Origin of the sequence: uncultured Enterovirga sp., assembly GCF_964242715.1 — a bacterium.
Taxonomy (GTDB): Bacteria; Pseudomonadota; Alphaproteobacteria; order Rhizobiales; family Beijerinckiaceae; genus Enterovirga.
On sequence record NZ_CAXTAZ010000078.1, the window covers coordinates 1 to 13541 of the forward strand.

The following is a 13541-nucleotide window of genomic DNA, read 5'->3' on the forward strand; positions in this document are numbered from 1 at the left end:
ACATCCTGGACTCGGTCTACGAGCGCGACCACGTCCGGGTCGACACGGGCATGGCCGACCAGGCGATCACCATCGGCCACAACCTCAAGGCCGTGATCGCCGACCTCGAGAAGCGGATGAGGGCCGCGGCCGCGGACCTGAATTTCGAAGAGGCGGCCCGCCTTCGCGACGAACTCAAGCGCCTGCAAATGACCGAGCTCACCCTCGGCATCGACCCGAAGGCCTCGCAGGGCGATGTCGAGCAGTCCGCCGGCCGCTATGCCGGCCCGCGCTCGACCGGCCGCGCCCAGGCCGTCGGCAAGGGCTTTCCGAAGCCCGGCCGCGACTCGGCCCCGCGCAAGCCCAGCCTCGACGAGATGGGCCCGCATGCCCGCGAGCTGCCGCTGCACGACGGCCCGCTGCCGCTTCGCCCCGCGCCGCGCTCGACAGGTGGGATCAGCGGTGCAAAACAGGCGTGGCGGGGACGGAAGAAGGGGTAGTGCCTCAATGAGAGCGGGGCGCGAGGTCGACGAACTGGAAGCGTTCAATCCGAGGAGAACCGCCCGTCTCGATACGGCCGAACACTCGGGCATCGATCACCCGGGATTCGACAAATTCCCGCTGGCCGTTCGATGCCCGGTATACGTCAGCCAGAACGCGCGCTCGGCCTGCGAAGCTGGCGTCAGTGAGGTCGAAGGTCAGCGGCAAACTCTCGATGGCAAAAACGTCGACATCGCCCCATTCATCCCTGAGGGCCCGCCAGGCGGGTGCCTCCGTCAACGGATAGGCTCGAGTTGCTTCGGCGAGTTCCACCAGCAGCGGAGTCATGGGTTCCTGCTCCGGTGAGTGCGCACGGAGAACGCACGGGGCGGGTGATGGTTCGAGGTTCCCTCGACCGCCATCGACGGTGAGATCCAGTCGAGCAGATTCACGATAAGGAGACGTAAACGCGCTCGACTCTGACGAGAACACGTCGTCGTTACACTCGGACGCCTGAGAGGGTTCGCCGGGATCGGGGGCAACGACGTCACGGTCGGTGTCAGGCACGAGCTGCGCTCCAGACCACATGACCACGGCGCGGAGGCCCTGACCAGAGTCGGATGTTAGCTGCTCCGACAGCGGCAGGACAGGGACTGTCCCCGGCGCCCAGTCGACGTCGACATCGTCAGAATACCGGGTCTGTCGCCGTGCTGAACCTTGTTCATAGCTGGCCATCGCTCACCTCTACTACCGTGTCCGATATCTCCAAGCGAGCGTGCCGCATAAGCCCTCGAGGTCGCTCATGAGCTTGGCTCGGTTGAATCCGCATACATTCAGTACCTGTCGAAAAAAGGGCTTCGCCGACCCCGGAACGTTGAACACGACGTGCGCTGCGTGCGGACCGCCCGGCACCCATGGCACCTGCGGGTTCGCATGAAGCGAAAAGAGTCCTTCCTGCGCGGTGATACGCGCCGCCTCGGGCGGGACACGGGTCAGGACCGGGTTTGCCAATCCCGCCCGGAAGGGGTCGTCGATCTCGAATATGGCAGCCGGATCTACCCGCAGCATATGGACCGCTCCTGCCACTGTCGACCGCTCGTCCGCTACGGCGAACCAGGCCGCCACCAGCGGATTCGTCGACCAGTCGAGGAGGCGCGTAGGCAACCCGTGATGTTGGGCCACCGCAAGCGAGACCATTAATGTGCTAGGTCGAGCTTCGAATCGCATAGCCTCTCGTCGGAAATCGGCGAAGAGCTGCCTCTCGTCGCCCGGACTATAGCCGCTCGGTCCCGTCGCCTCGGGCCGCGCGATGGCAGGCATTAAGTTCCAGGACGCGTCTGCATGCCCTCGAAAAAGCCATGTGCCATCCGCCCGCCTCGACACCATGTCAACGAAGTCGAACCAGGCCACATCCAGGGCAATGCTCACCATCGACCTCAACGTGATCAAAACAGCGGACCCAGCCTGGGTAGCACGTCACTACCAGAGATTGAATAGAAAACCGGACGCAACGTCACCAGGATTGTGCAACGCCGTCGTGAGTGGCGGACCGACCAGAGCGATCGGGGCGTGTCAGTCTCGCCGCCTCGGAGCGCGACACGCCGGCGTTGGATTGCGAGCAGGAGGTTGGCTGTCACAGCTCAGATCGCCCATCCGCCAGCAGGGGCTGAAAGCCCCTCGCCGGTCAAGCGCTCCTAATACAACCGAGTCCGATACCCCTCTTCCATCATCGTCTCGGCCGCCTCGACCTCGATACGCTGCGTCTGCTCCGCGATGATGCGGCCGAGACTCGGGAAGCGCATGCGGTCGACCTGCGTGGTCGGGTCCCAGAGCTTCGAGCGCATCAGCGCCTTGCCGCAATGGAAGAACACCTCCTCGACATCGACCAGGAGGCCGATCGTCGGCACCTTGCCCTGAGCGGTGAGGGGCTCGAGCAAGGCCGCGTCGCGGGTGATCCGGGCCGTGCCGTTGACCCGGAGGGTCTCGTTGATGCCCGGTGCGAGGAAGATCAGGCCCACGCCCGGCGAGCGGAGTACGTTGCCGAAGCTGTCGACCCGGTTGTTGCCCCGGCGGTCCGGGATCAGCAGCGTCACATCGTCGACCACCCGGACGAAACCCGGCGCGTCGCCGCGCGGGGAGGCGTCCGCCCCCCCGTTCCCGTCCGAACTCGCCATCACCAGGAAGGGCGAGAGCGCGATGAAGTCGCGGCAGAAATGGTCGAGCCGCGTCTGCACCTTGTACTGGGCAAGCGGGTTGATCGGGCCGAAATGCTCCCGAAGGTCGGCCGGGTCCTGCAGCTCCTCGGTTCGTTCGCTCACCAGATCCATATTCGTCCTCCTCGGGGGCGCATCAGGCCGTCCCGCGAACCTGCGCGCATCGCGTCCTTCCAGGCCAATCCGCTCATCCGGCGGAAGCCGGGATCCAGGCTGCTGGACCCCGGCTTTCGCCGGGGTGAGCGGACCGTGAGAGCGCGCTACTCCTTGCGGGCGTCGCGCAGTCCGTCATTGACCCCGATCGCCGTCGTCGCGAAATCCTTGACGCTGCAGCGATGGACCGTCGGGAATTCCATGTCGGTCAGCCAAAGGATCGGCACGTCCTCGACCAGGATCTGCTGCACCTTCTTGTAGAGGTCGGGCCGCTTCTCGGACGGGGCATTCGCGGCCTCTGCGAAGAGCCGGTCGACCTCCGGATTGGAATAGCCGCCATTATTCACGAAGGGCGAACCCTTGACGATATTCGCGGAGATGTATTGGCGGGCAACGCCGAGTGCCGGGTCGCCATACTGGTAGGGATAGTTGAAGGAGAGGTCGAAATCCCATTCGCCCATGCGCTTGTTCCAGCCGGCGACGTCGCTCGTCTCGAGCTGGATCTTGATCCCCGCCTCTTCCAGGTTCTGCTTCACCTGCTCGGTCCAGCGGCTCCAGGTCTCGCCATAGGGAAGGCCGAGGAGCCGGATCGGCTCGCCCTTGTAACCGGACTTGGCGATCAGCTCCTTCGCCTTCTTCACGTCGAACGGGTATTTCGGGACGTCGTCGGTGTAGAACTTGGTCTTCGCGTTCAGCGGTCCCGTGGAAACCTTGGCGTAGCCGGACCAGACCACGTCCTTCGAGAATTCGCGGTCGATGGCGTGCATCAGCGCCTGCCGGAACTCCTTCTTGGCGAGCGGCCCGTTCCGGAGATTCACGATCACCATCCCGACGGGGGCGAACATCTCCCAGCCCTTGGTCGTCACACAGCTATTCGGCAGCTTGGCCAGTCGCGCGATGTCGAACACCTCGACCGAGCCGCCGGTCAGGAGGTCGACCTGGCCTTTCTCGTAGGCGACAGCGCGGGCGGCCGCGTCCGGGACGATCTGGAAATAGACCTCGTCCAGCGAGGGCTTGCCCGGCAGATAGTAATCCTCGTTCCGGACGAGGTGGATGAACGCGCCGCGCCGCCATTCCTTCAGCTTCATCGGCCCGGTGCCGATCGGCGTGTTGTTCATCGGGTTCGTGCGGAAGTCGGTGCCCTCGTAGATGTGCTTCGGCACCATCGTGGCCGAGCCCGGCTCGAAGATCGACAGGATCGGACCGAAGGGCTGCTTGAGGACGATCCGGACCGTGAACTCGTCCACCTTCTCGATCCTGTCCACCTGGGCGGCGAGGATCGGGCGCATCCGTGGATGCGTCGCGCGGTGGAAGACGTCGAGCGAGAAGACGACGTCGTCGGCCGTGAAGGGCTTGCCGTCATGCCACTTGGCGTTGCGGCGCAGCCGGAAGGTGTAGGTCTTCTGGTCGGGCGAGATCTCCCACGATTCGGCCAGCGAGGGCTGCGGTTCGAGCTTCTCGTCGTAGCGGAGGAGGGATTCGTAGATGTTGCCCGCGACGGTTTGGGTCGGTCCGTTGTGGACGAGACCGACCATCAGGCTCGGCGGCTCCGGTGTGACGATCGCGTGAAGAACGCCGCCCTTGCGAGGCGGGGCACCTTGGGCGAGGGCCGAACCTGCCGTCAGCGCCAAGGCACCCGCGGCGAGGAGGCAGTGAAGGTGTCGCGTCATCAGGTTGTGATCTCCGGCTCTTGTTCGTGTCGGCATTCCCGACGACTAGCAAAAAGACCGCCAGCCGCCGGCTTCCCGGCGCCCTCTCTCAGTGGTTCGGCGCCCGGGCTATTGCACCAGCGCGCCGTAGAGCATGTTCTTGAACAGGAAGCGGGTGTGCTGGCGCGTGTTCGGTCCGGCCGAGAGGAACACCCCGACGATCTTCTCCTTCGGATCGACCGTGAAGCTCGTGCCGCCGGCGCCCGCCCACATGGCGTCGCCCTTCGACCCCGGTGCATAGGCCCCGCCCTCGTCGAGCCGCACGCCCCAGCCGAGCCCGAAGCCATAGCCCGGTCCGGTGGTCGGGAACGGCGTCCCCTCGAGACCCTGGATGTGGTTCGACAGCATGAACTCGACGGTCTCGCGCGACAGGATGCGGGCGCCGTCGAGCTGGCCGCCGTTCAGCACCATCTGGGCGAAGCGGAAATAATCCTCGGCCGTGAACACCGCACCGGCGCCGCCCCGAAGATAGCGCTTGCCGGGATCGGCCTCGACCCGGGCGTCCTTCCACGAGCGCACCTTGAGGGGGTCGGCATCGAGCGCGTCGGCGAGCCTTGCGATCTGTTCGGGCTTCGCCTGGAAGCTCGTCTCCGTCATCTTGAGCGGCCGGAAGATGGTCTCATCGAGATGCTGATCGAGCCGCTTGCCGGCGACCTTCTCGACGAGCAGGCCGAGGACGTCCGTCGCGACCGAATATTCCCAGCGGGTGCCCGGCTCATAGGCGAGCGGGATGGCGGCCAGCCGCGTGATGAACTCTTCGTTCGAGAGGTCCGCGTCGCGCGATTCGACATCCGCCTTCTCGTACAGCTCCTTCATCTCGGGAAAGGGCGCCGAACCGGCATAGGTGAAGCCGGCGGTGTGGCGCAGGAGGTCCCAGACGAGGATCGGGCGCTTGGCGGGCAAGGCCACGCGGCTCGTGCGGCCGCGCTCGTCGCGGATCTCGGAGTAGACCTTCATGTCCTTGAAGGCCGGAAAGTACTGGGAGATCGGGTCGCGCAGGCTGAGCCGGCCCTGCTCGATCAGCGCCATGGCGGCCACCGAGACGATCGGCTTCGTCATCGAGAAGCCGCGGAAGACGGCGTCGCGGCCCATCGGCTTCGTCTTCGCGGCATCCAGGAAGCCGTGCGCCTCGAAATGGACGATCTTGCCGTTGCGGGCGATCAGGGTGACGGCGCCCGGGACGACGTCCTTCCCGATCTCGGCCTTCATGGCCGGCCCGATCCGGGCGAGCCGCTCCGCCGAAAAGCCGTGCAGGTCCGGGGAATCCTGCGCCACGGCCGGCACCGCCGCGAGCGCCGCGGCGAGCGACATCATTCTCAGGGCTGGCTGAATGGGCCTCATCGAATCCTCCCGTCATTCTTATGGCGGGAGAGTAGAGTGCCCGTTCGGCGACTGGAAGCGCTATGTCGCGGCGGCTCTCGACGGGGGCGTCAGATCCTGCCGCGCGTGCGGACCATGAAGCTGTCGTAGTTGAACTCGTTCAACTGCCACCACGGCAGGACGTCCGCCCGATAGGCGACCATGGAATCGTAGCCCTTCTTGAAGTCCGGGCTCTTCTCCGACAACTCCGCATAGAGCTCGTTCGCTGCCCGGAGCGAGGCCTCCATGATCGAGGCTGGGAAGATCCTGAGCTCGGTGCCCTTGCCGAGCATCCGGCGAAGGGCGGGGGCGTTCACGTAGTCGTATTTCGCCAGCATCCAGTTGTTGGCCGCCTCGCAGGCATTCGCCAGGATCGCCTGATAGGTCTTCGGCAGCGCGGCCCATTTCGCCTGGTTCACCACGAGGTGCAGCATGGCGCCGCCCTCCCACCAACCGGGCGCGTAATAATATCTCGCGACCTGCGAGAGGCCGAGCTTCTCGTCGTCGTAAGGGCCGACGAACTCCGCCGCGTCGAGCGTGCCGCGCTCCAGTGCCGGATAGACGTCGCCGCCTGCGATCTGCTGCGGCACGACGCCGAGCTTCGCCAGGACCTGGCCGCCGAGACCCCCGATGCGGAATTTCAGCCCCTTCAAATCCTCGACCGATTTCAGTTCCTTGCGGAAGAAGCCTCCCATCTGGGTGCCGGAACTACCGCAAGCGAAGGAGACGGTGCCGTAGCGGGCCATGGCCTCGTTGATGATCTTCTCGCCGTCGCCGAAATGCCACCAGGCATGCTGGTGCCGCGCATTGAGCCCGAACGGGATGCCCGTCCCGAGCGCCATCGCGGGCTCCTTGCCGACATAGAAGTAGAGCGGCGTGTGGGCGCATTCGATGGCCCCGTTCTGGACCGCGTCGAGCGCCTGGAGGCCCGGCACGAGCTCACCGGCCGAGAAGGTCTGGATCTGGAAACCGCCGTCGGTTGCGTCCGAGACGTATTTCGCCAGCATCTGGGCGGTGCCGTAGATCGTGTCGAGCTGCTTCGGGAAGCTCGAGGTCAAACGCCAGCGCACGTTCGGCACGGTCTGGGCGATGGCGGGCGCCGCAACGAGACCCGCGCCGGCCCCGGCGAGGGCCGCCGTGCCGAGCATCCTGCGGCGGCTGATGTGCGGTTCGGTCATGGTCGGGCGCATCCGGTTGTGTTGGGCCCATCAAGCATGGGGCATCCGGGATGGCTACCGACCCGGCTACGTCTCAGCCGGGATCGGACACGAGACTGTCATTCCGCGTCTCGCGCAGCGAGAACCCCGAACCCATGGCTCGCACCACCCGTGGATCGCTTCCGTCCGGCGCCCTTCCGTGGGTTCCGGGTTCCGCTTCGCGGCCCCGGAATGACGGGAGGGATTTTAGAGGTCGCGGTCGCCTTCGAGATTGGTGATCACACGCCGGTTCTGCGACTTGCAGGACAGGTCGGCGCAATCGCGCACCAGCCGCTCGCGCCCATAGCCCTTGGCATAGATCCGGTCGGGGGAGACGCCCTGGGCCACGAGATAGGCCCGGACGGACTGAGCCCGTTTCGTGGAGACGGAGACATTCGCCTCCTTGGAGCCCGGGTCGTCGGCGAAGCCCTGGATCTTCACCTTCCAGCGCGGATAGCGCTTCAGCCACTCGGCCTGCTTGTCGAGCGTGTCCTTGGCCACCGAGTCGAGATCGGTCGCCGCTTCGCGGAAATAGGTCCGGCGGCCGACATTGACGACGAAATCCTCGCTGCCGCCTCCGGGAAGGTCCGGCGCCGCGTTGACATTCGCCACCACGCTCGGCCGCTGGACCGAGTCGAGGCAGCCGGACAGCATCAGCGCCGTCGCGGCCGCGAGGGCGGCCTTGGCGAAAGGCCGGGCTCGGGTCGATCGTACCATCATGTGCCCCATTCGCCGCCTCGGTCGGGCGGCTCTCTTGATCTTGGTCAGTCGCCCGGTCAGGTCGCGTCCGGCGAGCCGAGATGCTTCAGGACCAGCACCTTCGTGCCGATCGGGCAGCGCTGGTACAGGTCCATGACATCCTCGGTCAGCATGCGGATGCAGCCGGATGACCCGTCGCTGCCGATGGACCAGGGCTCGTTCGTGCCATGCAGGCGGTAGCCGGTGTCGCGGCCGTCCCGATAGAGGTAGAGCGCGCGCGCGCCCATCGGGTTGTCGGGACCACCGACCATGTAACGGGGCAAGTCGGGCCGGCGCTTCAGCATCTCGGGCGGCGGCGTCCAGTTCGGCCACAACGCCCGGCGGTCGATGGTGGCACGCCCGAACCATTGGAAGCCTTCGCGGCCGACGCCGACGCCGTAGCGGAGCGCGGTCTGGTTCTCGAAGATGACGTAGAGGTGGTGGTCGCGCGTATCGACGACGACCGTACCCTGTGGCTCGGTCGATGTGTATTTCACCAGCTGCCGGCGCCACTTGCCATCGATCCTGGCGAAGTTCGTCGAGCGATAGACCTTGCCGTGATCCTCGGTCTCGGGCCCGTAATAGCTGTTCCAATCGGCGGGCGGAGCCTCCTGCGCGAAGGACTCGGAAGCGGTCACGAGGCCGGCCGCCGCGAGGCCGCCCGTGAAGGCTCGACGCGTGATGATCATTCGTCTCTCCCAGGGGCAAGCGCCCCGCGCCCCGCGCATGCGGTCCGGCCATGATGGGCGCCGCTCTTGTTTCGGACCCGGCCTGCCTTGTCTACGTGGCCGAAGATGGTTTCGAGAGTGTTTCGGCCGCTGTTGTTTCCCGGTGTCAGAGCACTGGGCGGCTGCGACAAAGCAACCAACCCGCCCCGGGCCCGTTGATCGCCCGAACAGGCGGACAACGACCATGGGTCTCTTGGATCAGGTGCTCGGACAGGTGATCGGCAACATGGCGGGCGGCCAGGCCGATCGATCCCGACCGCAACCCGGCGCCGGGGCCGGGCCGATGGGCGGCGGCCTGGGTGACCTTCTCGGCGGCGCGGCCGGAAAATACTCGCCGCTCGTCATGGCGCTGCTCTCACTCTTGGCCTCGAAGCACATGAACAGCGGCGCCGGCGGCTCTGGATCGGTGCTGCAGGACGTCTTCGGCAAGATCACGGGACAGGGCGGTGCGGCGGCAGAGACCGTCCGGCGCCGCTACGACGCACCGGACGACGATGCCCGGATGGGCCTGGAGCCCTTTGACGACGAGCTGAGCGAGGACGAGGAGCAGCCCCGATACGCGCCGCAGCGGCGGGGCGGAGGTGGCCAGGGTGACAGCGGGTTCCTGAATTCGATCGGGTCCCTCCTCGATGGTCCGGGCGGGTCGGCAGCATCCGGAGGCGGGACCGGCCGGCAGGGTGGCTTCGGGTCGCTCGTCGGCACCGGCCTCGATGGGCTGGCGGACCGCTTCAGCCAGAACGGACAGGGTGGGGCGATGAACTCCTGGATCGGGCCGGGCCAGAACCAGGCGATCGCGCCGCACGAGCTCGATCAGGCGCTCGGGTCGGACACGGTCGAGGAACTGTCACGCCAGACCGGCCTCGAACGCGACGATCTCCTGTCCCAGCTCAGCCACGCCCTGCCGCAAGTCGTGGATGGGCTGACGCCGCAAGGAAGGCTGCCAAGCCCCGACGAGCATCGCGGCTGGATCTGAGATGAGGCTGCGCGTAGGGCACAGCCTCCTGGGCCGAACGTCCTCGCGCCCGGCACATCGGTCTTGCGGGAACCTGCGCGGCAGCGACGCGTATCCTGGTCATGTCGCAGGTCGCGGCCGAGGAATCCCGTCGATGAGCCCGACATCCCTTTCGTCTTCCAGTCCATCCGACGCCTCGCGGACGGATGCGCGGAATGCCGTGCTGGCGCGGAACTGGTGGGTTGTCGCCCTGCGGGGCGCCTTCGCCGTCCTGTTCGGCGCGCTGACCTTCGCGATGCCGGGCCTGAGCCTCGCGACGCTGGTCGTGGTGTTCGCCGCCTATCTCTTCGTCGATGGCGTCTTCGCCATCGTGGCCGGCATCCGGGCCGCCCAGAAGCATGAGCGCTGGGGCTTTCTCATCCTCGAGGGCCTGGTCAACATCCTGGCGGCCATTGCCGCGATGGCGAGCCCGGGCGCTGCGGTCGTCTTCGTCGTCTACCTGATCGCGATCTGGTCCATCGTCTCGGGCGGGTTCATGACGGTCGCGGCCTTCCAGCTTCACCTCGACCACGGCCGCTGGCTGCTCGTCATCTCGGGCGTGGTCTCGATCCTCTTCGGCATTCTGCTCGCGATCTCGCCCGTCACCGGCGCGGTCGTTCTCACGCTGTGGCTCGGCGCCTATGCGCTCGTCTTCGGGGCAATGCTGATCGGCTTCGCCTTCCAGCTCCGGAAACATGGCGGCGCCGCGCTCGCGTCCCGGCCCTGACGCGGACGAGAGGCGGGCGCGTTCAGACGTGCAGGTAGCGATCCCGTAAGGTCGGATCGGCGACGAGGTCCCGGCTGCCGCCGGTCCAGACCACGCGACCCTTTTCCAGCACCACGTGCCGGTCGGCGAGGCGGGCGAGCGCATCGATATTCTTGTCGATGAGGAGGATAGAGAGCCCCTCCCCTTTCAGCGTCGCGAGAACCGACCAGATCTCGGCACGGACGAGCGGCGCCAGCCCCTCGGTCGCCTCGTCCAAGATGACGAGGCTCGGATTGGTCATGAGCGCTCGCCCGATCGCGAGCATCTGCTGCTCGCCGCCGGAGAGCTGCGAGCCGAGATGCTGCCGCCGCTCGGCAAGGCGCGGAAACAGGCCGTAGATTTCGGGAAGGCTCCAGCGCGCCACGCCGCGCCGCGCGGCCGAGGTGGCGACCAGGTTCTCTTCGACGGAGAGGGTCGGAAAGACCTGGCGGCCCTCCGGGACGAGGCCGATCCCGGCCTTCGCGATGCGGTAGGGCGGCTCGCCCGCAATCCGCCGGCCGCCGAACTCGATCCGGCCCCGTCCGGGCAGGAGGCCCATCACGGCCTTGACGGTCGTCGTCTTGCCCATGCCGTTCCGGCCGAGCAGCGTCACGACCTCGCCGGCGCCGATCCAGAGCGACACGCCGAACAGGACCGGGGCGGGCCCGTAGGCGGCGTGCAGATCCTCGACGAGCAGCATTACGCCGCCTCCTCGCCGAGATAGGCGGCCCGAACCTCGGGATCGGCCCGGATCTCCGACGGCGTCCCGGTCGCGATCACGCGGCCATAAACCAGAACCGAAACCCGATCCGCGAGGGCGAAGACGGCCTCCATGTCGTGCTCGACGAGGAGGATCGTGACCTTGCCCTTCAGTGCCCGCAGGGTCTCGACCACTTGGCGGGATTCCGCGTGGCTCGTCCCGGCAAGCGGCTCGTCGAGGAGGAGCAGTTTCGGCCGGGTCGCGAGAGCCATCGCGAGTTCGAGCTGCCGCTTCTCCCCATAGGAGAGACGTCCGGCCGGCACGGCGTCCCGGCCGATCAGCCCGAAGCGCGCGAGGAGGTCGGTCGCGGCCTCGTTCAGCCCGGCTTCCCGGGACGCGTCGCCGAAGAAGCGGAAGCTCGACCCGGAACAGGCCTGCACGGCCAGAGCCACATTCTCCCGGACCGAGAAGCCGGGCAGGATCGAGGTGATCTGGAAGGAGCGGGCCAGACCGAGTCGCACGCGTTCGGGCATCGCGAGGTGGCCGATCTCTCGCCCGTCGAAGACGATGCGGCCGCGATCCGGCCGGGCGAGGCCGGAGATCTGGTGGACGAGCGTCGTCTTGCCGGCCCCGTTCGGTCCGATCACGGCCCGCAACTCCCCCGGCTCGACCGCGAGGTCGACATCGTCCGTGACCCGGAGGGCGCCGTAGCTCTTGGTGAGGCCTTCGAGCCGCAGCATGCCGGTCAGGCCCCGCGCGGCCGGAACAGGCCGGCGATGCCGCCCCGTGCGAACAGGACCGCAAGGATCAGGAGCGGCCCGAACACGATCCGCCAATGCTCGGTCACATGCGACAGCACTTCCTCGATCAGGATGAAGGCCGCCGCGCCCGCGATGGCGCCGTGGAGGGTTCCGGTCCCGCCGAGCACGACCATGAAAATGAGATCGCCCGACCGCTGCCAGCTCATGCTGGCGGGCGAGACGAATTCGGTCTGGTTCGCGGCCAGGAACCCGGCGAGGCCCGCGATCGTCCCGGCGATGACGTAGGCGACGAGCTGGAATCGATAGGGCGAGAACCCGATCGCCTCCATGCGGACCCGGTTCTCGCGCGTCCCCGCGACCACCCGTCCGAAGCGAGAGACCGTGATCCGGCGGCAGAGAAGGTAGGCGAGCACGAGGGCCGCGAAGCTCGCCACGTAGAGCCCGAGATCGGTCCGGAGGAACGCCGTCCCGAAGACGCGGCTCCGGCCCGAAAGCGTCATGCCGTCGTCGCCGCCATAGGCCGCGAGCGAGGTCGCGAGGAAGAACAGCATCTGCCCGAAGGCAAGCGTGATCATGATGAAGTAGACGCCCTCGGTCCGGAGCGCGATCGCGCCGGTCGCAAGGGCGAAGGTCGCGGCGACAGCGAGGCCGACCGCGAGTTGCAGCCCGGCCTCCTCGATCCCGTGGCTCGACAGGATGCCGACCGCATAGGCGCCGATGCCGAGATAGGCGGCATGGCCGAAGCTGACGAGGCCGCCATAGCCGATCAGGAGGTCGAGCGACATCGCGGCCAGCGCCAGGATCGCGACCCGGGTCATGATGGCCAGGATGAAGCTCTCGGGGCCGAGCTTCGCCAGGAGCGGCACGAGGGCCAGGGCGGCGAACAGGAGGAGGGGGAGAACGATCCCGGCCGGCCGAGCGCTCACCGCTTGGCCGGAAAAAGGCCCGAGGGGCGCGCGAACAGGATCGCGGCCATCAGGATGTAGATCAGCATGGGGGCGATGGCCCGGCCGGTCTGGCTCGCGGCGGCGGGGTCGAGCAGGGCCCGGAGCAGGTTCGGGGCGACGAAGCGGCCGAGCGTGTCGACGAGCCCGACCAGGAGCGCGGCCAGGAAGGCGCCCCGGATCGAGCCGATGCCGCCGATCACGATCACCACGAAGGCGAGGATCAGGACATTGTCGCCCATCCCGGGCTCGACCGACAGGATCGGCGACACCATCGCGCCCGCGAACCCGGCCAGCATGGCGCCGAAGCCGAAGACGAGCGTGAAGAGGAGCCGGATGTTGACGCCGAGCGCCGAGACCATGGCGGCATTCGAGGCACCCGCCCGGATCAGCATGCCGATCCGGGTGTAGTTGATGAGGAGGTGGAGCCCGGCCGCGACGCCGAGCCCGGCCGCGATGATGGCGATCCGATAGGTCGGGTAGCTGACCCCGCCGAACAGCGCGACCGAGCCGGACAGGCTCTCGGGGACGGGCACGGAGAGCGGGGCCGAGCCCCACAGGAGCCGCACGCCCTCGTTCAGGAAGATGATCACTCCGAAAGTCGCGAGCACCTGGTCGAGATGGGGGCGGTCGTAGAGGTGCCGGAAGATCGCGAGTTCGAGCACAAGCCCGAATGCCAGGGCCGTCGGCATGGCGAGCAGAATTCCGCCGAGAAAGCTTCCGGTCCAGGCCGCAAAGGCGGCGGTCAGATAGGCGCCGACCATGTATTGGACGCCGTGCGCCAGGTTGATGAAGTCCATGACGCCGAAGATCAGCGTCAGCCCGGCCGCGATCAGGAACAGGAT

General features: G+C 67.1%; 15 protein-coding genes. 3 read left to right on the top strand and 12 right to left on the bottom strand.

What is annotated here, in order from left to right; translation table 11 throughout:
* Positions 1-479, top strand: a 479-nt coding sequence (locus tag ACFE87_RS23435; RefSeq protein WP_375462076.1) for a UvrB/UvrC motif-containing protein, incomplete at its 5' end; no start/stop codon positions are given.
* A 4-nt stretch (positions 480-483) separates the two neighbouring features.
* Here ACFE87_RS23435 and ACFE87_RS23440 read toward each other — a convergent pair.
* The 8 genes from ACFE87_RS23440 to ACFE87_RS23475 form a co-directional block, all read right to left on the bottom strand.
* On the bottom strand, positions 484-807 hold the full coding sequence (locus ACFE87_RS23440; protein ID WP_375462077.1) for a hypothetical protein: 324 nt from the start codon (positions 805-807) through the stop codon (positions 484-486).
* Between the two features lie 399 nt (positions 808-1206).
* Complete coding sequence (locus tag ACFE87_RS23445; RefSeq protein WP_375462078.1) at positions 1207-1890, bottom strand: FRG domain-containing protein; 684 nt, start codon at positions 1888-1890, stop codon at positions 1207-1209.
* Between the two features lie 263 nt (positions 1891-2153).
* Positions 2154-2786, bottom strand: coding sequence for a pyridoxamine 5'-phosphate oxidase family protein (locus ACFE87_RS23450; protein WP_375462079.1), 633 nt, complete (start codon positions 2784-2786; stop codon positions 2154-2156).
* Positions 2787-2932: 146 nt separating this feature from the next.
* Positions 2933-4495 carry an ABC transporter substrate-binding protein gene (locus tag ACFE87_RS23455; protein ID WP_375462080.1) on the bottom strand — a complete coding sequence of 521 codons (1563 nt, stop codon included), beginning with the start codon at positions 4493-4495 and terminating at the stop codon, positions 2933-2935.
* 108 nt (positions 4496-4603) lie between these two features.
* Positions 4604-5875, bottom strand: a complete 1272-nt coding sequence (locus tag ACFE87_RS23460; protein ID WP_375462081.1) for a serine hydrolase domain-containing protein — start codon at positions 5873-5875, stop codon at positions 4604-4606.
* A gap of 89 nt (positions 5876-5964) precedes the next feature.
* Positions 5965-7056, bottom strand: a complete 1092-nt coding sequence (locus ACFE87_RS23465) for a TRAP transporter substrate-binding protein (RefSeq protein ID WP_375462090.1) — start codon at positions 7054-7056, stop codon at positions 5965-5967.
* A 240-nt stretch (positions 7057-7296) separates the two neighbouring features.
* Complete coding sequence (locus tag ACFE87_RS23470) at positions 7297-7809, bottom strand: OmpA family protein (protein WP_375462082.1); 513 nt, start codon at positions 7807-7809, stop codon at positions 7297-7299.
* Between the two features lie 56 nt (positions 7810-7865).
* Entirely contained in the window at positions 7866-8516 is a 651-nt protein-coding gene (locus ACFE87_RS23475; RefSeq protein WP_375462083.1) for a L,D-transpeptidase, read from the bottom strand.
* 223 nt (positions 8517-8739) lie between these two features.
* Here ACFE87_RS23475 and ACFE87_RS23480 point away from each other — a divergent pair, with 223 nt between their 5' ends.
* On the top strand, positions 8740-9528 hold the full coding sequence (locus tag ACFE87_RS23480; protein WP_375462084.1) for a YidB family protein: 789 nt from the start codon (positions 8740-8742) through the stop codon (positions 9526-9528).
* Between the two features lie 133 nt (positions 9529-9661).
* Positions 9662-10273: an HdeD family acid-resistance protein gene (locus ACFE87_RS23485; protein WP_375462085.1), complete on the top strand. Its 612-nt coding sequence runs from the start codon at positions 9662-9664 to the stop codon at positions 10271-10273.
* Between the two features lie 22 nt (positions 10274-10295).
* On the opposite strand, the gene ACFE87_RS23490 is transcribed toward ACFE87_RS23485, so the two are convergent.
* The 4 genes from ACFE87_RS23490 to ACFE87_RS23505 all read right to left on the bottom strand — a co-directional run.
* Positions 10296-10991: an ABC transporter ATP-binding protein gene (locus ACFE87_RS23490; protein WP_375462086.1), complete on the bottom strand. Its 696-nt coding sequence runs from the start codon at positions 10989-10991 to the stop codon at positions 10296-10298.
* Positions 10991-11731, bottom strand: coding sequence for an ABC transporter ATP-binding protein (locus ACFE87_RS23495; protein WP_375462087.1), 741 nt, complete (start codon positions 11729-11731; stop codon positions 10991-10993). Before ACFE87_RS23495 ends, ACFE87_RS23490 begins: the two co-directional genes overlap by 1 nt.
* A gap of 5 nt (positions 11732-11736) precedes the next feature.
* Entirely contained in the window at positions 11737-12678 is a 942-nt protein-coding gene (locus ACFE87_RS23500; protein ID WP_375462088.1) for a branched-chain amino acid ABC transporter permease, read from the bottom strand.
* Positions 12675-13541: branched-chain amino acid ABC transporter permease (locus tag ACFE87_RS23505; RefSeq protein ID WP_375462089.1), on the bottom strand; the 867-nt coding region annotated here is incomplete at its 5' end. The genes ACFE87_RS23500 and ACFE87_RS23505, both read right to left, overlap by 4 nt.

What these genes read in the sequence shown, in the direction of transcription:
- ACFE87_RS23440 (WP_375462077.1), bottom strand. Translation starts at nt 807, where the DNA reads ATGACTCCGCTGCTGGTGGAACTCGCCGAAGCAACTCGAGCCTATCCG.
- ACFE87_RS23445 (WP_375462078.1), bottom strand. Translation starts at nt 1,890, where the DNA reads ATGGTGAGCATTGCCCTGGATGTGGCCTGGTTCGACTTCGTTGACATG.
- ACFE87_RS23450 (WP_375462079.1), bottom strand. Translation starts at nt 2,786, where the DNA reads ATGGATCTGGTGAGCGAACGAACCGAGGAGCTGCAGGACCCGGCCGAC.
- ACFE87_RS23455 (WP_375462080.1), bottom strand. Translation starts at nt 4,495, where the DNA reads ATGACGCGACACCTTCACTGCCTCCTCGCCGCGGGTGCCTTGGCGCTG.
- ACFE87_RS23460 (WP_375462081.1), bottom strand. Translation starts at nt 5,875, where the DNA reads ATGAGGCCCATTCAGCCAGCCCTGAGAATGATGTCGCTCGCCGCGGCG.
- ACFE87_RS23470 (WP_375462082.1), bottom strand. Translation starts at nt 7,809, where the DNA reads ATGATGGTACGATCGACCCGAGCCCGGCCTTTCGCCAAGGCCGCCCTC.
- ACFE87_RS23475 (WP_375462083.1), bottom strand. Translation starts at nt 8,516, where the DNA reads ATGATCATCACGCGTCGAGCCTTCACGGGCGGCCTCGCGGCGGCCGGC.
- ACFE87_RS23480 (WP_375462084.1), top strand. Translation starts at nt 8,740, where the DNA reads ATGGGTCTCTTGGATCAGGTGCTCGGACAGGTGATCGGCAACATGGCG.
- ACFE87_RS23485 (WP_375462085.1), top strand. Translation starts at nt 9,662, where the DNA reads ATGAGCCCGACATCCCTTTCGTCTTCCAGTCCATCCGACGCCTCGCGG.
- ACFE87_RS23490 (WP_375462086.1), bottom strand. Translation starts at nt 10,991, where the DNA reads ATGCTGCTCGTCGAGGATCTGCACGCCGCCTACGGGCCCGCCCCGGTC.
- ACFE87_RS23495 (WP_375462087.1), bottom strand. Translation starts at nt 11,731, where the DNA reads ATGCTGCGGCTCGAAGGCCTCACCAAGAGCTACGGCGCCCTCCGGGTC.